This window comes from Vibrio sp. M260121 (assembly GCF_036533715.1).
In the GTDB taxonomy this organism is placed as follows: Bacteria; Pseudomonadota; Gammaproteobacteria; order Enterobacterales; family Vibrionaceae; genus Vibrio.
On the sequence record NZ_JATABF010000014.1, the window covers coordinates 37,785 to 55,814 of the forward strand.

At 46.6% G+C, this 18,030-nt stretch carries 17 protein-coding genes and 1 pseudogene; 8 read left to right on the plus strand and 10 right to left on the minus strand.

The genetic code is table 11. From position 1 onward, the window contains the following. Positions 1-158: 158 nt before the first annotated feature. Positions 159-1,067: a DMT family transporter gene (locus QTO06_RS10150; RefSeq protein WP_331407767.1), complete on the minus strand. Its 909-nt coding sequence runs from the start codon at positions 1,065-1,067 to the stop codon at positions 159-161. 94 nt (positions 1,068-1,161) lie between these two features. Here QTO06_RS10150 and QTO06_RS10155 point away from each other — a divergent pair, with 94 nt between their 5' ends. Continuing rightward, positions 1,162-2,046 (plus strand): LysR substrate-binding domain-containing protein, encoded by an 885-nt coding sequence (locus QTO06_RS10155; RefSeq protein ID WP_331407770.1) that lies wholly within the window; start codon positions 1,162-1,164, stop codon positions 2,044-2,046. A gap of 76 nt (positions 2,047-2,122) precedes the next feature. Further along, positions 2,123-2,509, plus strand: coding sequence for a universal stress protein (locus QTO06_RS10160; protein ID WP_077262786.1), 387 nt, complete (start codon positions 2,123-2,125; stop codon positions 2,507-2,509). 69 nt (positions 2,510-2,578) lie between these two features. Here the strand turns inward: QTO06_RS10160 and QTO06_RS10165 are convergent, their stop codons facing one another. Then, the gene (locus QTO06_RS10165) at positions 2,579-3,391 is read right to left on the minus strand and encodes a 5'-methylthioadenosine/S-adenosylhomocysteine nucleosidase (RefSeq protein WP_331407774.1); all 813 of its coding nucleotides are present in this window, start codon (positions 3,389-3,391) and stop codon (positions 2,579-2,581) included. Between the two features lie 193 nt (positions 3,392-3,584). After that, entirely contained in the window at positions 3,585-4,094 is a 510-nt protein-coding gene (locus QTO06_RS10170; protein ID WP_331407776.1) for a copper resistance protein NlpE, read from the minus strand. Positions 4,095-4,294: 200 nt separating this feature from the next. Here QTO06_RS10170 and QTO06_RS10175 point away from each other — a divergent pair, with 200 nt between their 5' ends. Beyond that, on the plus strand, positions 4,295-4,525 hold the full coding sequence (locus QTO06_RS10175; protein WP_331407779.1) for a hypothetical protein: 231 nt from the start codon (positions 4,295-4,297) through the stop codon (positions 4,523-4,525). 76 nt (positions 4,526-4,601) lie between these two features. On the opposite strand, the gene QTO06_RS10180 is transcribed toward QTO06_RS10175, so the two are convergent. The 3 genes from QTO06_RS10180 to QTO06_RS10190 all read right to left on the minus strand — a co-directional run bounded on the left by QTO06_RS10180 (position 4,602) and on the right by QTO06_RS10190 (position 7,816). After that, positions 4,602-5,843 carry a quaternary amine ABC transporter ATP-binding protein gene (locus QTO06_RS10180; RefSeq protein ID WP_005429507.1) on the minus strand — a complete coding sequence of 414 codons (1,242 nt, stop codon included), beginning with the start codon at positions 5,841-5,843 and terminating at the stop codon, positions 4,602-4,604. Further along, positions 5,836-6,735 (minus strand): ABC transporter permease, encoded by a 900-nt coding sequence (locus QTO06_RS10185; RefSeq protein ID WP_005429511.1) that lies wholly within the window; start codon positions 6,733-6,735, stop codon positions 5,836-5,838. Before QTO06_RS10185 ends, QTO06_RS10180 begins: the two co-directional genes overlap by 8 nt. A gap of 88 nt (positions 6,736-6,823) precedes the next feature. Continuing rightward, a complete protein-coding gene (locus tag QTO06_RS10190) occupies positions 6,824-7,816 on the minus strand; it encodes an ABC transporter substrate-binding protein (RefSeq protein ID WP_005429514.1) in 993 nt (330 codons plus the stop codon). Between the two features lie 341 nt (positions 7,817-8,157). On the opposite strand from QTO06_RS10190, the gene QTO06_RS10195 reads away from it, so the two are divergent. The 4 genes and pseudogenes from QTO06_RS10195 to QTO06_RS10210 all read left to right on the plus strand — a co-directional run bounded on the left by QTO06_RS10195 (position 8,158) and on the right by QTO06_RS10210 (position 9,904). Further along, positions 8,158-8,448: a DUF134 domain-containing protein gene (locus QTO06_RS10195; protein ID WP_005452940.1), complete on the plus strand. Its 291-nt coding sequence runs from the start codon at positions 8,158-8,160 to the stop codon at positions 8,446-8,448. Further along, positions 8,445-8,948, plus strand: a complete 504-nt coding sequence (locus QTO06_RS10200; RefSeq protein ID WP_331407784.1) for a NifB/NifX family molybdenum-iron cluster-binding protein — start codon at positions 8,445-8,447, stop codon at positions 8,946-8,948. The genes QTO06_RS10195 and QTO06_RS10200 overlap by 4 nt, the downstream gene beginning before the upstream one ends. Further along, complete coding sequence (gene nqrM / locus QTO06_RS10205; RefSeq protein WP_039988478.1) at positions 8,948-9,166, plus strand: (Na+)-NQR maturation NqrM; 219 nt, start codon at positions 8,948-8,950, stop codon at positions 9,164-9,166. Before QTO06_RS10200 ends, nqrM begins: the two co-directional genes overlap by 1 nt. A 123-nt stretch (positions 9,167-9,289) precedes the next feature. Further along, a pseudogene (locus tag QTO06_RS10210) lies at positions 9,290-9,904 on the plus strand (sugar O-acetyltransferase). 84 nt (positions 9,905-9,988) lie between these two features. On the opposite strand, the gene QTO06_RS10215 reads toward QTO06_RS10210, so the two are convergent. Next, a complete protein-coding gene (locus QTO06_RS10215) occupies positions 9,989-13,003 on the minus strand; it encodes an EAL domain-containing protein (protein ID WP_331407788.1) in 3,015 nt (1,004 codons plus the stop codon). A 336-nt stretch (positions 13,004-13,339) separates the two neighbouring features. Between QTO06_RS10215 and QTO06_RS10220 the strand changes: the two genes are divergently transcribed. Continuing rightward, positions 13,340-13,534, plus strand: coding sequence for a hypothetical protein (locus tag QTO06_RS10220; protein WP_020196099.1), 195 nt, complete (start codon positions 13,340-13,342; stop codon positions 13,532-13,534). Between the two features lie 73 nt (positions 13,535-13,607). Here QTO06_RS10220 and fusA read toward each other — a convergent pair whose 3' ends face one another. The 3 genes from fusA to dgcN all read right to left on the minus strand — a co-directional run bounded on the left by fusA (position 13,608) and on the right by dgcN (position 17,959). After that, on the minus strand, positions 13,608-15,632 hold the full coding sequence (gene fusA / locus QTO06_RS10225) for an elongation factor G (protein WP_331407790.1): 2,025 nt from the start codon (positions 15,630-15,632) through the stop codon (positions 13,608-13,610). Positions 15,633-15,941: 309 nt separating this feature from the next. Further along, on the minus strand, positions 15,942-16,928 hold the full coding sequence (gene dgcA, locus QTO06_RS10230; protein ID WP_331407792.1) for an N-acetyl-D-Glu racemase DgcA: 987 nt from the start codon (positions 16,926-16,928) through the stop codon (positions 15,942-15,944). A 26-nt stretch (positions 16,929-16,954) separates the two neighbouring features. After that, positions 16,955-17,959: an N-acetyltransferase DgcN gene (dgcN, locus tag QTO06_RS10235; RefSeq protein WP_331407794.1), complete on the minus strand. Its 1,005-nt coding sequence runs from the start codon at positions 17,957-17,959 to the stop codon at positions 16,955-16,957. Positions 17,960-18,030: the final 71 nt, after the last annotated feature.

Genomic DNA, 18,030 nt, shown 5'->3' on the forward strand with positions numbered 1-18,030 from the left:
AAGAGCGAGCGCTCGCTCTAAAAATGCCAGAGTGCTGAGAAAGTAGGAGAGGTGATGACGATTTCAATACTGCCCTAGTTTTATTATTTACGTTTTTAACTATAGCAGTTGTTACCAAATAACAAGGGACAGTGAATTGCCCCTTGTTTCGGTTTCGTCTACGTCACAGGTGCTTGGTGGTGCTGTTGCTCTTCTGCGAGTTTGGCAGCTTGCGCTTGTTTTTGTTTGCGGCGTTCTCGTTTGGATAGCCAGATCAGAGGCACGACAATCATTACCGTGCCAATTGCCATAAAGATATCCGGCGCTTCACCAAACCAAATCAGACCAACGATTACTGCACCAATCAAGCCGCTGTATTCTGCGCTGGCAATTTTGTTGCTATCGATAGAGCGATAAGCTAACACACAGGTTGCTGCATAAATCATGATGAACAAGCTTGAACCTGCCGCCACAGGGAATGAACTCCAATCCCACGCTTCACCTTCAATAAAAACCAACAACAATGATACCGGGATGCCAGCTAGGTTAGTCATCAACAGTGTGTGTGGCACAGATTGGTTCTTTGGCAGTTTGCGGATCAGCAGGTTGTTGATCGCCAATGTGACTGCGACAACCAATGCCGATAGTGCCGCCCAATCAATCTGATCGGGACGAATAATCACAAGCACGCCTGCAAAGCCCATCACTGCCGCCGCAATAGATTGACCGGAAAGCTTTTCTCCAAAGAAGATGGCCGCCAGTGGCAGCATGATCAAAGGCGCGGCATAGAAGATCGCGTTCGCGGTGGCGAGTGGCATTGACGAGATGGCAAACACCATGAAAATCGCGCCAGTTAACCAAACGTGTGCACGAACTGCATGCCACTTGAAGCCTTCCATTAATGGGGCTTGTTTAGTGAGTAAATACACGGGTAGTAACATCATCACAGCTGACAATTGTCGGTAAAACACAAACTGAAAAACCGGCACTTCATTACCGACACTTTTGATCAAAGCGTCTGAGAGCACCGCAACTAGGTTACCAACGATTAATAGCAGCATGGCTGCACCGACAGATGTGACTTTCACTTTATTCCTCTCCTCATTCTTTGCCAAAGAGTAGGTGATGTCATAGGATGAAGTGAAATGATATTTATTGGTTTAAGTATGAGATTTTTAGATAATGAAACTACCACCTCTTAGAGCGGTCCACTGTTTCGAATCCGTTGCGCGCAATTTGAGCTTTTCCCTTGCAGCAGAAGAGCTCAACGTGACCCAAAGTGCTGTGAGCCATCAGATCCGTATATTAGAAGACTACCTTGATGAAGCCTTGTTTATCCGCCAGGGGCGTAAGTTATCACTCTCGGATACTGGCTTTCGTTATCTCGAAGATATTAGCCCTGCCATTAGTGCGATTGCGATGGCGAGTCAAAAGGTGCGCGAAGGAGAAAAGGGCAGTCTACGGTTAGCGATTTACAGCTCGCTGGCGGTGAAATGGCTGATCCCAAGGTTGGCGGACTTTAAGCGTCAGTACCCAGAAATCGATCTCTCACTCAATATGGTCGCCGGAGATCCCGAACAAACCGACAGTGTTGGTGATTGCTTTATCACAGTGCAAAAGCCGAAGCGTAATTATATGGCAGTGCGCCTATATGATGAGGTTTTGTATCCAGTATGCAGCCTCAATATCTGGAAAGAAATCCAAGACCAGCCTATGCCGAATGCGCTCTGGCACTATCCGATCCTTTCTACTGACTCTATCTATCGCGAACGAGGTAAAGATTGGGCAGAGTGGTGCAAAGCCGGTGGGTTTGAATTGCCAAAAGACATTGATATGCAGCACTTCAGTCACATGCTGCTTGCTATCGAAGCCGCTCGTTACGACCAAGGCATTACGTTCGCTAATGACTTCATGTTGAATGAACTAGATAAAGCTCAGGATTTGGTCTATATCCCTTCGCATGGACTGGAAACGGGAGACAGCTTCTACTTCGTACACAAGAAGAATCGTGCTCGTCAGCCTGAAATCATCAAGTTGACTAACTGGCTTAAACAGCAGTGCTTGTAGTGTAATTGGAGTGATTGCTTCGCTGCTCTCCTTGTGGTGCTAGACTTAACTTAGGCAGGTCAGTTGGGAGAATATCATGAGCTACGCACACATTTTGGTGGCAGTAGATTTATCAGATTCGAGCCGAGCGGTAATCGAAAAAGCGATTGCGATGGCAAGAGATGCAAACAGTAAGGTGTCCTTTGTTTTCGTCGATCACGATAGAGTCGCGCTGGAATCGAAAGACGAGCAGAAGCTAATGCAAGAACTGCAAGTGCTAGCGGAACAGAGTGATTATCCAATTAGCGAAACCATGGTGGTCGTTGGGGATTTGCATATTAAGCTGGCTGGTGTTGCAAAGGAAAACGACATCGATTTGGTGGTTTGTGGACACCATCATAAGTTTATGAGTCGTCTGTTCTCTTCCATTCCTAAGCTCGCGAATGCTATTGAGGCAGACTTGCTCGTCGTATATTTGGACTGAGCCTTCACTCAAGAGCACAAACGATAAGGGAGGCTCTGTGAAGCCTCCCTTTGCGATCATAAAAAGCGATTATTGCTTTCTGATCAGCGTTTTAATCACATCAATCGTGTATAGCTGGCAATCGACAGCGGTTTGCGGATCGAAGTCTTGCTTATGTTGATCGGTGTTCGACAGGATACGGATGCCAACGAAAGGTACTTGGTAAGCTTGAGCAACCAATGCCGCTGATGACGTTTCCATCTCTTCAACAGACGTACCGTAGGTTTTATGGAACCAGTTGATGCGGTCTACTTCGCGGTTCCATTCGTCCGCTGAACCAATCAAGCCTTTCACAACTTTGCCTTTTTTGTATTCTTCAGACAAAGAAAGAGCAGTTTCAACCAATGCTGGATTCGCCTTGAATTGTTTGTGTTCAACAAACTCACCGTTTTCACGTAGACGCATGGTTACGTCGAAGTTCTGCCACTTCGTTGGATCAATGCCTTTGCCTTTTTCTGTAAATTCAGACTTGTAAGAGCCCATGTTAAAACTTGCTTCGCCAATAACAATGTCACCACGGTATAGCTTAGGATCGTGGCCGCCAGATGTGCCCTGGTTAATGATGTATTTAGGTTTGAAGTGTTCAATCGCAATTGTGGTAGAAGCGGCAGCGTTCGCCAAGCCAACTTCAGTACGAGAAACCACAACTGGGTAGCCATCGATTTTACCTTGCCAGAAAGTCCAAGAACCAACGGTGGTTTCTTTCGCATCATCCAATGCTTCAACCAATGTACTGGTTTCAATATCCATTGCACCCTGAACAAGGATAGGTTGAGTTTGAGCGAAAACAGAGAAGGAAAGTACTGCAGGAACAAGTGCAGCGAAACGTTTAAAGATTTGCATACGACATACTTACAAATGAAAAAGATGGCGCAATCTACCAATGGCAATCGTTTGCGTCAATTGATGTCGTTGTTATTTTTCTCAATAAATGAAAATTCTTGATTGTCGTTCTAATTAACGAGAATGAAAAAATCCGAGCGGGGGAGGCTCGGATTGGGTCTTTATCAGGATGAGATGCAATCGCTATTCAGCATTAAGGCATTTTGCTTAGGTTGTAGAATGACGCTAGCTCGCCTGTTGCTTTTTCGCCGTTCATATCCAGCTTCATTAGCATGTTTTCACCAACGAAGTACTGGTTTGGACCGGATTCATCAACTAATGTGATGGTGTTGCCTGATTCGTTCCAAGTGAACTTACCTTCCGATTTGATTGGGTCGCCTTCTTTACCCTCGTACAGCTCTACCAATGAGTAAGTGCCGTCTTCGTTCAGGGTTAGCGTGGTATCGATACCCGCGCAATCAGCACAAGGAAGTTTGCCTTTGTAAATGCCGTTCCAATCCAGCGCATTTTGCGCGTTGTGACCAGAATCAACAAAAGTATCTGTGGTGATCACTTGCTCTTCTTCAATCGGTGTTGCATCAACGGTGGTTTCAACTTCTGTTGCATGAGGAACCTCAACCGCAGTTGTCTCCGCGGGTTTCTCATCCTGACAGCCTGCTAAGATAACGACTGCACCAGTTAGTGCTAATAGTGTCTTTTTCATAATATTCCTCTCTAAATCAACGAGTTGATATACCAAAATAATCTCGTTGCTTGTATGCTAAGGTCACTTGGGTATACCGTGATAATAATAGACCTGTTTCCTAAACCTGCGTCAGAACAAAGCAAACCATTGAACAGCCTTTGTAAGAAAAACTCTTTAACGTCAGTGGTTTGAAAATAAAATGGAATAGGAAAAGAAAAATGGAAGAATTGGTAATAGGTGCGCTTAGGATATTGGGAGCACTTATTCGTTGGTTGTTGATCGAACTTTGTTTAGACAGGGTTGCTTACAGTATCGGTTACGCAGGATTGTATATTCTGACGCTAGGTAAAAGACCGCATCGTCCCGCCTCGACAGAAATGCAGGGACGGATTGCTCTGCTTGGTATCGTGTTGAGCCTGTTAATTTTCGCGCTGCTTATATGGCTGTAGCGATAGCAATAACACCAATGGTAAAGAGACAACAAAGCAAACAAAAAGGCTCATCCGACGATGAGCCTTTACTGTATTAAGATGCCTTATCCATTACTGGAGGCGTTTTGACCTCCTTTGGCGGCGACGCCTCTTCGGTATTATCAGTAAAGATTTCAGCCACGGCGCTTCGTTCTAGTTCGCCTTGCAGATTACCTTCGTCATCGACAACTGGCAGTGAGTAGTCACAAGACATTGTGTCTGGTAGCACTTCTTCAATTACGGAATCAGGAGAGACAACAGGTACTTCTTCGTAGATTTCTTCTGCCAGCTCTTGCGCGGCATCCGTCTTCGCGGCGTCTAGTAAGCTCTCTTTGGTAACGACACCTTGATAGCCTTCGTCGGTCACATGGTACGCGTAATCTTGTTTCACGCGTTTCATCTCGACAAGGGCTTCTTCGATAGTCGTAGCTGCAATGCGATATGCTGGTGGCTGCATTACGGTTTCTACCGTAAGCGCTCTCGCTCGGTTTACGTCCTTAACGAAGGCTTCTACATATTCATCGGCAGGGTGTAGCAGAATCTCGTCTGGAGAACCTTGCTGTACTAACTCGCCATCTTTCAAAATAGCAATACGGTCGCCTAAGCGAAGTGCTTCGTCCAAATCGTGAGTGATAAAGATAATGGTCTTATGTAGCTTCTCTTGCAGTTCAATCAGCTGATCTTGCATCTCGCTTCGGATCAGTGGGTCGAGTGCCGAGAATGCTTCATCCATCAATAGGATCTCTGCGTCAGTCGCCAGCGCGCGAGCTAAACCAACACGTTGTTGCTGGCCGCCAGAAAGTTGCGCAGGGTATTGGTTCTCGTAACCTTTAAGACCAACTGTCTCTAACCATTCGTTAGCTTTAGCAATGCGTGCTTCTTTCTTGATGCCTTGGATTTCCAAGCCGTAAGCGACGTTGTCAACCACAGTGCGATGAGGCAAAAGGCCAAAGCGTTGAAATACCATCGACATTTTATGGCGACGAAACTCTTCCAACTCTTTTGAAGACAGCTGCATCACGTCGACGCCTTCAACCAAAATTTGTCCCATGGTTGGGTCAATCAAACGGTTGAAGTGACGGATCATGGTCGACTTACCAGAGCCAGACAGACCCATGATAACGAAGATCTCGCCTTTGTTAATTTGCAGGTTGATGTCTTTTAAACCGACGGTATGACCCGTATCAGCCAGAATTTGGTCTTTGCTCTGACCTTGTTTTACTCGCTCGATGACTGTTTTTGGCTTTGGTCCGAAGATCTTGTACAGCCCGCTGATTTCAATAAGTGGCTTAGTCATGTTTCAGATCTCCTAAGTGTGCTTGGGTTCGCTTCGCGTAAGCTTGCGACGCACGGTCAAACAAAATCGCCAGTGCCACAATCGCTAGGCCATTAAGCAGACCAAGAGTGAAGTACTGGTTGGTGATTGATTTCAATACTGGCTGACCTAAGCCTTTAACGCCAATCATCGAAGCGATAACAACCATAGAAAGTGCCATCATGATGGTTTGGTTGATACCAGCCATAATGGTTGGCATTGCCAAAGGTAATTGTACGCCGACTAAGCGTTGCTTGTTACTTGCACCAAAGGCGGTGGCGGCTTCAAGTACTTCTTTGTCTACGAGCCGGATGCCTAAGTTGGTCAAACGAATCACTGGGGGAATTGCGTAGATAACAACCGCAATCAAGCCAGGAATCTTACCGATACCAAGGAGCATCACGACAGGAATCAGATAAACGAATGCGGGCATGGTTTGCATCACATCGAGCAGTGGTGTCACGACAGATTGCACGCGATTGGAGCGCGCCATGGCAATACCAATTGGAATGCCGAGCGCAATGGCGAGCATGGTACACACCGTGATGATGCTGAGCGTCCGCATCGTGTCTTCCCACATGCCAAAGTACCCTATCAGGATCAATGACACGAAACACGCGACAGCCAGTTTCCATGAGCGACTAGCGGCATAAACCAACGCAGTACACACACCAAGAATGATCATCCATGGTGTAGAAATGAGGAGTTTTTCGAACCAAACGAGAAATGAGAGAAGAGGGTCGAAGAATGATTCAATAAGGTCGCCGTATTCGCGAGAGAAATCGCGGTAGGCTCCATCTAAGGTTTTGCGGATGGCTCTGAGATCTGAGCGATCCATTTCTGGGAATTCGCTAAGCCAATTCGAGTCAGACATGTTTACTTCCTTTTCTTGCCGAGGCTCAAGCGAGCCTCGGCATACAACAATTTTGGTATTCCTATACCATTTACGAAACGTCTAAGTCTTACAGTGCACCTTGCACTTTTTTAGCTACGTCTTGTGGAACCCATGCGTTCCAGATCTGCGGGTAATTTTCTAGGAAATGGAACATGGTTTCTTCACCGTCTGCTTGGTTGTCTTCCATCCAAGCTAATAACTGGTTCATGTCCGCATTGGTGAAGCCACGCTTGGTGAAGTAGTCGTAAGCGGCTGGAGAGCGTGAAGCAAACTCCTCAGTCGTAATGGTATGAACTGGTGAAGGTGGGTACATGGTTGCTTTTGGATTTTCACAGTCTGTTTGTGTTGTACAGCTGACGAACTCTTTCTCATCAACGCCGCTACCAAAATCCACTTTTACCATGTCGTATTTACCAAGAACTGCAGTAGGTGCCCAGTAGTAACCGAACCACGCTTCTTCACGCTCGTAGGCTTTTGCAATTGAGCCAGACAGACCGGCACTTGAACCTGGGTCGATTATGTCGAAGCCTGAGTCAGCAAGATTCATCGCTTTGAAAAGATTGCCGGCGCTAATTTGACAGTTCCAACCAGCAGGACAGCTATAAAATGCCGATTTTGCTTTGTCTTCAGGATGAGAGAATAACTTCGCGTGCTTTTTCACACCTTCGATGGTTTTCATTTCAGGGTATTGCTTAACAAGGTAGGCAGGGATCCAGAATCCTTCTTCACCACCATCGACGAGCGCTTTACCTGCATAGCGTAGGCGTTTTTCTTCGACACCTTTGTCTAGCGCGTCTTTAAGGCTGTTACTCCACAGTTCAGGTGCCACATCAGGCTGTCCTTTTTCAATCATTGATGTGCCTGTCGGCATGGTGTCGCCAGGGATGAGTTCGGCATCACAGCCGTAGCCGTGCTCAAGAATAAAACGGTCCACATTGGCAATCAGTGTTGCAGAGTTCCAGTTCATATCTGCAATGGTAACCGTTCCACACTCACTTGCGTTTGCGTTGGTCGCTGCTAGCGCACCAATCGCTAGTAGTAAGGGAGTTTTGTACGTCATATTGAGTTTCCTTTCTCTAAATAGCTCACTTAGGGTAACGAATTAATCATTAGTGTTCAAACTAATGTGTTAGATGAATTATAGCTTTGTTTGTTAACAAGTGTGAAAATGATGGTGAACATTTGATGAAAATAGCCACAGAAATGCGAGGTTTTTTATCGACTCATGTCAATGAATCGTATGGTGGTTTGTATGTGTTGTTGCATTATTATTAGATGTCTAACGAATATTTCGCTATGGATACGATTTTTGCAAACTAAGATATTGGCATATGCTAAAAACTATAATTGGCATATGCCATAAACGGGCGTAAGGTGAAGGCGTTTTGTAGAGAGGATGTGATGGCGAGACCAAAAATAGAAAGACGCATATGTGGACGTGCAGCGCACCATTGCTTTAAGCCCAATGGTGTACCGTTTTACGAGCTAGAAAAAGTCAACATATTGCCAGAAGAACTAGAGGCATTGAGATTGGCCGATCTGGAAGGATTGAGCCAGCAACAAGCCGCCGACCAAATGGGAGTCTCTCGCCAGACCTTTGGTAATACGGTTAAAAGCGCGCGTTTTAAAGTCGCGAAAAGCCTAGTTGAGGGTCATGCACTTGTTTTTCCTGACCAGGAGTCAAACTCATGATTTACGCTATTCCGAATGACGGCGAACGCGTCGCCAATCACTTTGTTAAAGCCCCATACATTGCGATTTATTCCGATTCAGACGGACTGTTAAAGAATCTAGCTAACATTGCTTCTATGCCACAAGCTGGCTGCAAAGCAAAATCTCAACTTATTCAATCTTTGCAAGAATATCAGGTGGATGCGGTGCTGGTTCGTAACATTGGTGAACGTGCGCTTGGTAAGCTTTTGAGCAGTGGTAAGCAAGTCTTTAAGCTATCGACTCGCAGTTCACTGGATGACGTGATGGGTGTGCCACGTTCGCCATTAACGCTTGCCACGCAAGGTCGACCTTCTATCAATCACGCTAAGAAAGGTGGTTGCGGAGGCTGTGGCAGCAAAAAAGCGCCGTCGCTATTGCTTAATCCTCAATCCCAATTCCAATCCCAAAAAACACTCATGACGCTTCACCCGACGAAACTAAAAGCATTGGTTTCTTCTTACGTGAAAGAGGTGAAGTAATGGTTTGGTTGTTCACTTTTCTGGGGTTCTTAGCCATCATTTTGTTGATGTCACTGGGCGTGATCTTTCACAACAAGCGCATTCAAGGCAGTTGCGGTGGTTTGAATAACGTAGGCGTTGATAAAGTGTGTAACTGTGAGACTACTTGTGCAGACAACGAGCGCCGCCTCTATCAGATCCAAGAGCCGAGTTCGAAAGCGAATGGGGCGTGTGTTTAACAGCCAACATCAAAATGCGTTGTTGCTCGCAAATACCTAGCGAAATGATACGAAAAATTGGTAGTTAACTGGCTGAATTTACGATTATTTATCGATGTGTTCTTGGTTCTTTAGAGGTTGTCGATGAGTAGTAAGCTGGCTGATTTTTCTGTGCATATTCCTATTACGCCTGAGCTGTTTGAGTTTCAAACCGAAGTGAAGGAGAAGCTGTATGACTTTAATCACGCACGACCTTCTGAGCATTTGAAGAAAGCTGAGATCATCGAATCACTTCTTGGCAGTGCGAACGGCGTGAACATCGTGCCGCCGTTTTATTGTGACATGGGCAAGAACATTCACTTTACCCAAGGTGGCTTTTTGAATGCAGGCGTTACCATTCTCGATCTTGCGCCTGTTCATATTGGTGAGTACGTGTAAATTGGTCCTAATGTGGTGATCAGTACGGCAGGACACCCCTTTGAGCTCGCTGAGCGCGTTCGTCCCATAGCAACGGGCAACCCAATTACCATCGGCGATAGTGTGTGGATTGGTGCGGGGGCCATCATTTTGGATGGCGTGACAATTGGTGACCGAGCGATTATTGGGGCAGGCAGCGTGGTGACCAAAGACGTCCCTGCGGATTGCGTTGCAGTCGGGAATCCATGCCGCGTAGTGAAAACCATCGAGCAAAGCGAAATGCCATCTGAAGAAGAGATCATCGAGATGTGGCGACCATTGATGGAAATGAAGTTGGATTAGACAAGAAGCTTTTGTAGAGCGAAGTATTTAAAAGCAATGGTGAAGAACAGAACAAGGCGAGCACATGAGCTCGCCTTGTTGCTTTTAAACGGCTCCAAGTGGTGTGTATTGTTGCTCTAGTTGAGAAATAGGTTGGGGTTTGCTGAAGTAATAACCTTGCAGTAAATCCACGCCGAGTTCGCTTAAGCTAGAGACATGCTCTGCGTTTTCTACCCCTTCTGCGACCACGCGATAACCCAAACTTCTACCCATCAAAATCATAGTGGAAACGAAATCTAGGTTGGATTGATCTTTGATGATGTCGGCGATGAAAGAACGGTCGATTTTGACTTCACTCAATGGCAACTTCTTCAATAACGACAATGAAGAGAAGCCAGTCCCGAAATCATCCAAAGAGATGGTAATGCCTGCTTTTCTGAGCTTCTTAAGCGATTTTACACACAAGTCATAGTCACTAATGGCTGCTGTTTCGGTGATTTCGATGCAGAAAAGAGACAATGGCAATCGGTAGTTAAGGATGGTTTGAATCACCTCGTCAGCAAAATAAGGCTGTACCAACTGACGTGCACTGATGTTGACCGAAATATGGCTCATCGATTGCAACCAAACGGATTGCTGCACGTCACGACAGACTCGATTAAGAATGTATTCTCCCAATCGCGAGATCATACCTGCGTTTTCAGCGACCTGAATAAACTGGCTTGGCGGGACAAAGCCAAGCGCTTCAGATTGCCAACGAGCCAAGGCTTCTACTGCAATCACACGCTGCGTTTTGTGGCACAACTGAGGTTGGTAGAACACATCAATTTCGCTTTGTTCTAAAGCGCGATTTAGGTGGTGTTCGAACTTAATTAAGCTTTGTGTCGTCGCTTCCATGGTGTCGTTGTAATGCACCACTTTGCGCCCACCGAGTTGCTTCGCTTGATACATGGCGATATCGGCTTTTTTGACCAACTCTTCAGGGCTATGGCCATCCGATGGGTAGAAGGAAATCCCTAAACTGCCTTGGCTGACCAATTCCATCTCTTCATGAATCATTGGCTTTTCGATGGTGCGTAAAATCATGCTAGCAATCTGGTTGGCTTGGGCGGCATTGCTGACATGACAGAAGAACAGGAACTCATCTCCGCCGAGTCGCGCAATGGTATGAGGCTCAACCAAAACACTCTCTAACTCTTTCGTTATGTGGCAAAGCAAGGCGTCACCGACATGGTGTCCAAAAGAGTCGTTGATCATTTTAAAGCGATTGAGATCCATCAACATGATGGCGCGAGGCTTATCTGGGTTAACGCTGATGTGTTCAACAATCTCTTCCATGATTTTGCGGCGATTAGCGACCCCCGTTAGTGCATCGAAATACGCCATATGATGGATCTTTGCGGCGCTTTCTCGCTGCTCGGTCACATCCGTCATTGAGCCGATAAAGCGTACCGCATGACCTTGTGCGTTGCGTACTGCAGAACCATTGGCTTGCACCCAGATATAGCCGTTGTCGTGTTTGCGAATACGAAATTCGGTTTTGAACGCCACTTTATCGACCAAGTGAGCTTGGATGTGTTCCTCTAATTGGTCGATGTCTTCTGGATGAATAAATTGGAACAGCTGATCGCAGTCGATGTAGCGTTTGTGGGAGATGTTTTCATTGCCGAGCATGTTGACCAAGCGGCTGTTCCAACGCAGTTTATTGCTGGTCAGATCCCAGTCCCAAATACCATCATTTGAGCTGTTTGATACTACCTTGAGTTGCTGTAGCAGTTGCTGTGAGTTCTTTTGACGTAAGGTGCTGGTATTGAGTAGCGCATCACGTTCAATAAACAGAGACAACATATCGAGATAGTTGTTGAACACCGATTGGGTGCCGATGTTTTGTTGATCTTCAAGCGAATCGACCACCGCGACCAACTGCCACTGGTTTTTTTGCCCCGTAGCAATTGGCATTACCGTCGCAACAAAGTGTTCGCAACCTTCAAGGAAAGGGAAGTCACGAATGTCATCACTTGCGGTGCTCTGTTTTGGCAGCGTGGTTGGTTGGGTCATGCCTTGTTCGACCCAACTCTCGATATGGTATTGCTCCTGATCGCACTGCGCTAAACATGCCCAATCGAGGTTGTTGCCATACAAGCTTTGAGCGTCAAGAATGGAGTTAAAACCGTTCTGAGCTTGAGAATAGAAGTTCTCAAAAATCTCTGCCGGAGAGCGGCCTTCCACATTCAGCAAGGCATGACGAATTGAGTTCGGACATTCTGTTGATTCATAGGTTGGATTACGATTACCACAGGACTGACGGATAACCAGTTTCTGTGGCACTTGGTTAATCTGGTTTGAAAACGCAGCCCCTTGAATGCGCTCGATAGCTCGGCTAAATGCTCGGCGTGCCAGAACTTCCAATTGCTGATCGGCAGTGGTTAACGGTGGCTGAGTTTGTTTACCGAAGAAGACGTTATCAATACCAACCACGGCGACTTCATTTGGTACGGCAACTTGCAAGTGTTTGAGTTGCTCCATCATGCCAATAGCATTGTGGTCGGTAGCACAAATAACCGCCGTACATTGCGAGTTGCGCTGCACGAACTCTACGGCAGCTTCTCGTCCACCCGCTAATGAGCAGTTGCTAACGCTAAAGAAATCTTCGGGATTGAAAGCCCCTTGATGCTGTGTAGCAGCATGTTGGTAGGCTTTAAAACGTGAACGTACATCGTTAACCGACAAGTCACCACAAAAACCAATGCGTTGATGTCCTTGCTCCAACAACCAGCGATACAAGGCTTTTACGCCGTCACTTTGTATGCTGATGAACTGCTCTACATCAAGCGGTGCGTAGCTTGCGCCCAAAGACAACACTGGAATGCCTTTGTTCAGCGCCGTTTGCACCAGATGGTCGGATGCAGAATGCAAAACCACCATCAATGCATCGAGATGATGCAAAGCAACAGACAGGTCGAAGTCTCGGCGATGCCCACTACGAATAAATACCAAATTAACCCCATGTTGCTTAGCCATTTGGCGCAACGTGGCGTTAAGCTCTCCCATATAAAAACCGCTCAACATAGGCAAGATGATGCCAATGGTTGGGCGTTTATCAAAAACACGTCTATTCATCTGAATCAGCAAGTCGAGTAAAACTCAAAAAGAAAAAGGTCGCCTCTATGAGTAAGTTGAATATGAGGCTATTTGCATCCACACATTACTGACTAAAATCTCAAAAAAAAGACATAATTTGTGGAAATGATAATAGGCGCACGTTTGGTAGGGGATAGGATGAGCTCGCTGCCAGTTCGATGACGTAGTGTCAAAATTAAGTTCATGTCTGGTTTATAAAATGCTTTGGATTTAACAACAAAAATTGTCGAGAATGTCTAATTTTTACACAACTTGTTTTGCTTATTTTTTGACCACATTTAACTTTAAAGTTCGTCTTAACAAAGGAGAACCAAAATGGCATTTATGAAACAGGATATCCCAAACCGTGTAACGGTGTACCATGACAATGTCGATCAGGAACAAGAACTCAAGAACGCGATGTTGCCAGAGAAGCCGCGCTATTTTAACGGTTCTCCTACCTATAAAGCCGACAGTGTTGAACAATTCCAATCCAAGCTTGAAGATATTGGTATGTCGTTAGACAAATAGACCTCAACTGAATACAACAACGCCCTCAAGTTTCGAGGGCGTTTTTTGTTGGTGAAGTTAAGTGTGTTAAGCCTTAGCTTTGCTGCGTCGCTTCGTTGCAGACCTGTTTTTGTACTGCTGGTGGCGCTGGTTCGTAATGGCTGAGCGTCATGTTAAAACTGCCTTCACCGCCAGTAATTGAACGTAGACGACGAGCATAATCTTGCAGCTCGTTGACCGGAGACTTGGCTCTTAGCATAGTGAAGTTCGCATCGATAGGCTCAGTACCTTCAATAAGTCCCCGATTACCGGATAAGTCGCCGGATACATCACCCACATTCGCGGTTGGAATATGAAGCTCCATTTGCACAATCGGTTCGAGCACAATCGGGTCTGCGTTGTTGATCGCATCTAAAAACGCTTTCTTACCTGCGATGACAAACGCGATTTCTTTTGAGTCAACCGAGTGGTATTTACCATCGTAAACGGTCACTTCGACATCTTTGATTGGGTTACCAGAAATCGCTCCTTCTTTTAGTGCTTGAACAATGCCTTTTTCCACTGCTGGGATCAGCGCCGTAGGAATCGCGCCGCCTACTACTTTATTGATGAACTTGAAGCCTGCACCGCGTTCGAGTGGACGTACTTTTAATTGCACTTCACCAAATTGACCGGCACCGCCGCTCTGTTTCTTATGACGATAATGACCTTCTGCTGGCTTGGTTATGGTCTCAAAGTATTCGACGCTTGGCTGGCTGGTTTCCACCTCCAGTTTGTAAACAGAAGACATTTTCTCTAACGCTACTTTGAGGTGGAATTCACCCTGACCACTGATGATGGTTTCATTAGTGCGTGCGCGATGTTCGATTCGAAGAGAAGGGTCTTCACTGGCGATTTTATTCAGCACATCCCCAAGTTTTTGCTCGTCGCCACGTTTAACGGGTTTGAGGCACAGCGAGTACATTGAATCAGGGAAGTTGAGGGTTTTAAGTTGCACGCCATCTTCTTCATGAGAGTCATGAACAATGGAATCAAATTCCAACTCATCCACTTTAGCGAGCACACAGAAATCGCCGGCAAGCGCCCTTGGGATCTCCGTTCTGTCTTTGCCTTGCAATTGGTAGAGATGACCGACTTTGAACGCTTTGTTGCTTTCGCCAATGTAGAGTTGGCTGCCTGCGTTGATTTCACCTTGGTAAACACGCAAGTAAGCGAGTTTGCCCATGTAAGGATCGACGCTGATCTTGTACACATGCGCTACGCTGTGCTCAAGTGCTTCACAGTTTACTTTGACCTTCTTGCCGTTTTTCTCCAACAACGGTGGGTTGCCTTCATTTGGCATCGGCATGATTTCCGCAAGAGTTCTGAGTAGCAGTTCTACCCCTGCGCCTGTTTCGGACGACACAAAGCAGATTGGAATCACGTGTCCGGTTCTCAATGCTTCTTCAAACGGATCATGCAGCTGTTCTGCTGTCAGCTCGGAGCCTTGTTCGAGATACAGTTCCATCAGCGCTTCATCGACTTCAATCACTTGGTCTATCAAGGTTTCATGCGCTTCTTCGACTTTGGCGAGCAAGGTGTCGCGTTCGATTTCTGGTTCGAAATAGCAATCTACGACCGATTGAGCATCGGCGGAAGGTAAGTTGATTGGTAAGCAGTTGTCACCGAAGTGTTCGATGATGTTTTCCATCACGGCTTCAAGCTGGTTACCGTGATTGTCGAGCTTGTTGATGATGATCATCTGGCACTTTTGCTGCTCTTTAGCAAAGGCGAACAAGCGGTCAGACGTTTGGTTGATGGGCATTTGCGGGTCGATGATCAACGCGGAAGTTTCAACGGCAGGGAACACGCTGAGTGTGCGTCCGAGTAATTCACTTTGTCCGGGAGTGTCGATGATATTGAGGCGGTGTTTGTTCCAACTTAGGGCGACTGGGGTGGCTTCGATACTGTGTTGATATTGGATGGATTGTTGGTCGAAATCGGTCACCGTATCGCCTTTTTCCACACAACCTAAATGGTTGGTAGCTTGGCAGGTGTAGAGCAGTTTTTCTATCAGTGTGGTTTTGCCGGTACCCGTTTGACCGACAAAGGCGACGTTGCGGATCTTATTGATAGGCATAGAGCCTCCTTGCAAATGACGTGCGAAACCGAGTGAGCCTTTAGCGGCCAATCAACGGTTCCAAAGCAAACCTGATATCAGGCACGAACTGCATTGGAGTAGGGCGGGTTTACCGCCTTTTCGTCTTCCATGTCATTTTTCGGATGACTCTATACATACAACCATCACCTTGCTGAAAAAGCGCATTAGAGGTTACTACGGTATTAGCATGCCGTAATAACCCCGTAATTTATGTGACTTATTTCATGCTGACGGTGATTGTTTTTTAATCTAGGTCATGGAATGGGTGATGGGGTGATCACTGATCCTTTACAGGACGATTTCACCTTCTCGATATACCAAAGCAGGCTCAACATCCTGACCCAGTAAAACCGGACCATCTAAGTCGACCACTTTCGATTGCACAGCGATGGGTAGCGCTGCACGCATCGCCAATGAAGTGCCTAACATGCAACCGGACATCAAGGTAAAGCCAAGGCGTTTCGCTTCTTCTGCAAGCAATAAGGCTTCGGTAAGACCACCCGTCTTGTCGAGCTTGATGTTGACCATTTCGTATTTGCCTACCAATTCATGCAATTGCTGGCGCGTATGGCAACTTTCATCGGCACAAAGTGGAATTGGGTGCGAAATGTCTTTTAGCTTGTCATCGTCATTCGAGGGTAAAGGCTGCTCAATCATCGCAATATTCAGTGGCGCAAGCGTGGCAAAGGTAGCGTCTAAATCCAGTTCTTGCCATGCTTCGTTTGCATCCAGCACGATCATCGCATCGCCTGCCGCTTCACGAACTGCGCGAACACGTTCAATCACTTGTTCGCCATCGAGCTTCACTTTAAGTAGTTTTGCGCCTTGCTCGATGTAGTTGCGGGTCTGGTTTGCCATTGCTTCTGGCGTGTTAATCGAAACGGTCATTGCAGTGACAATGGATGCTGGTAGTTCAAATAAATCTTGAGTGTGTTGCTTGCCCGCTAGCTTCGCTTGTAAGTTCCACATCGCACAGTCGAGTGCATTACGTGCCGCACCACCAGGGAGAAGGTTTTGCAGCTTTTCTCTAAGGGAGACTATGTTCGCATCGCCTTTGGCAAACAAACCTTGTAGTTCATGAGCGGCTTGAGAAATGGCTTTGATCACCGATTCTACCGACTCGCCGTAACGGGGATAAGGCGTACATTCACCTTGGGCACTGATGCCATTCTGCTCTATGGTTACTCGCACCACGTGACATTCGGTTCGGCTGCCACGGGAGATACGGAAAGGCGTCGCCATCGCAATGGTGACGGGCTCTACATGAATTTTCATCGCGTCTACAATCCTTAAATCGCAACTTAAATCGCAATAATCTGTTGAGCAATTTGCTCTACGCTAAAACGCACAGGATCGGTGACAGGTACTTGGTATTTCTCCGTCCAGTCTTGGCAAAGCTGTGCGGCATCACCTTCACTGATTGCGGAGGTATTCAAGCAGATTCCGACAAGGCGTGTGTCAGGGTTTGTTAAACGTGCCGCTTGTAAATTCGCTTCGATGGTTTGCTCAATCGTTGGCAACTTAGCATGAGGAAGGTTGCGAATGTGTGGGCGACCGATCTCGTGACACAATACCAAAGCATCTGCTTGTGCGCCGTGAAGCAAGCCTAAACTAACACCAGCAAAAGAGGGATTGAACAGTGAACCTTGTCCTTCAATGATGTCCCACTCATGGTCAGTAAACTCAGGGCTAATGGCTTCCACCGCACCAGAGATAAAGTCCGCGACAACCGCATCAATCGAAATTCCACTGCCCGCGACTAAGATGCCCGTTTGACCTGTGGCTTTGAACTCAGCTTTACAACCCGATTGCTGTAAGGCTTTCTCAATTGCGAGGGCTGAGAACATTTTTCCAACCGAGCAGTCGGTGCCAACCGTTAGTAAGCGTTTACCCGAGCGCGCTTTACCATTGCCCACTTTCAGCGGTTCATCGTAATGGCGTACATCGTGCAACTTGGTTAGGCCACGTTGCTGTAAGTCATTCAAAGGCGCAAATTCAGAAAGACGTTGGTGCATACCTGAGGCAATTTCAAAACCCATTTCCGCCGCTTCTAGTAACGTCGCCTGCCATGATTCAGGAATCACACCACCAGGGTTTGCTGTACCGATGACGAGCGTTTTTGCGCCTTGCTGCTGAGCCTGTTGCAGCGTCATGTCGGTTAAACCTAATGAAACGGTTTCTGGCGTAAGACGAAGCTGACCTAAACAAATCTCTGGGCGCCATTGATGGATACCGCGTGCAGTTTTTGCGGCTAATGGATCGGTGACGTCGCCAAGAAAAAGTAGGTAAGGTTGAGCAATTTGCATGATGGTTCCCTCTGTTATTCATACGTTTTCAGACAATGTAGTCAGTTTGAAGAGGGAAGCCGAATGCCTAT

Excerpts from the sequence above, each read along its gene's own strand:
- QTO06_RS10175 (WP_331407779.1), top strand. The coding sequence starts at position 4,295 with ATGGAAGAATTGGTAATAGGTGCGCTTAGGATATTGGGAGCACTTATT.
- dgcA (WP_331407792.1), bottom strand. The coding sequence starts at position 16,928 with ATGAAAATTCATGTAGAGCCCGTCACCATTGCGATGGCGACGCCTTTC.
- QTO06_RS10180 (WP_005429507.1), bottom strand. The coding sequence starts at position 5,843 with ATGACTAAGCCACTTATTGAAATCAGCGGGCTGTACAAGATCTTCGGA.
- QTO06_RS10185 (WP_005429511.1), bottom strand. The coding sequence starts at position 6,735 with ATGTCTGACTCGAATTGGCTTAGCGAATTCCCAGAAATGGATCGCTCA.
- QTO06_RS10190 (WP_005429514.1), bottom strand. The coding sequence starts at position 7,816 with ATGACGTACAAAACTCCCTTACTACTAGCGATTGGTGCGCTAGCAGCG.
- QTO06_RS10200 (WP_331407784.1), top strand. The coding sequence starts at position 8,445 with ATGATTTACGCTATTCCGAATGACGGCGAACGCGTCGCCAATCACTTT.
- QTO06_RS10220 (WP_020196099.1), top strand. The coding sequence starts at position 13,340 with ATGGCATTTATGAAACAGGATATCCCAAACCGTGTAACGGTGTACCAT.
- QTO06_RS10215 (WP_331407788.1), bottom strand. The coding sequence starts at position 13,003 with ATGAATAGACGTGTTTTTGATAAACGCCCAACCATTGGCATCATCTTG.
- QTO06_RS10195 (WP_005452940.1), top strand. The coding sequence starts at position 8,158 with ATGGCGAGACCAAAAATAGAAAGACGCATATGTGGACGTGCAGCGCAC.
- nqrM (WP_039988478.1), top strand. The coding sequence starts at position 8,948 with ATGGTTTGGTTGTTCACTTTTCTGGGGTTCTTAGCCATCATTTTGTTG.
- QTO06_RS10165 (WP_331407774.1), bottom strand. The coding sequence starts at position 3,391 with ATGCAAATCTTTAAACGTTTCGCTGCACTTGTTCCTGCAGTACTTTCC.
- fusA (WP_331407790.1), bottom strand. The coding sequence starts at position 15,632 with ATGCCTATCAATAAGATCCGCAACGTCGCCTTTGTCGGTCAAACGGGT.
- QTO06_RS10160 (WP_077262786.1), top strand. The coding sequence starts at position 2,123 with ATGAGCTACGCACACATTTTGGTGGCAGTAGATTTATCAGATTCGAGC.
- dgcN (WP_331407794.1), bottom strand. The coding sequence starts at position 17,959 with ATGCAAATTGCTCAACCTTACCTACTTTTTCTTGGCGACGTCACCGAT.
- QTO06_RS10170 (WP_331407776.1), bottom strand. The coding sequence starts at position 4,094 with ATGAAAAAGACACTATTAGCACTAACTGGTGCAGTCGTTATCTTAGCA.
- QTO06_RS10155 (WP_331407770.1), top strand. The coding sequence starts at position 1,162 with ATGAAACTACCACCTCTTAGAGCGGTCCACTGTTTCGAATCCGTTGCG.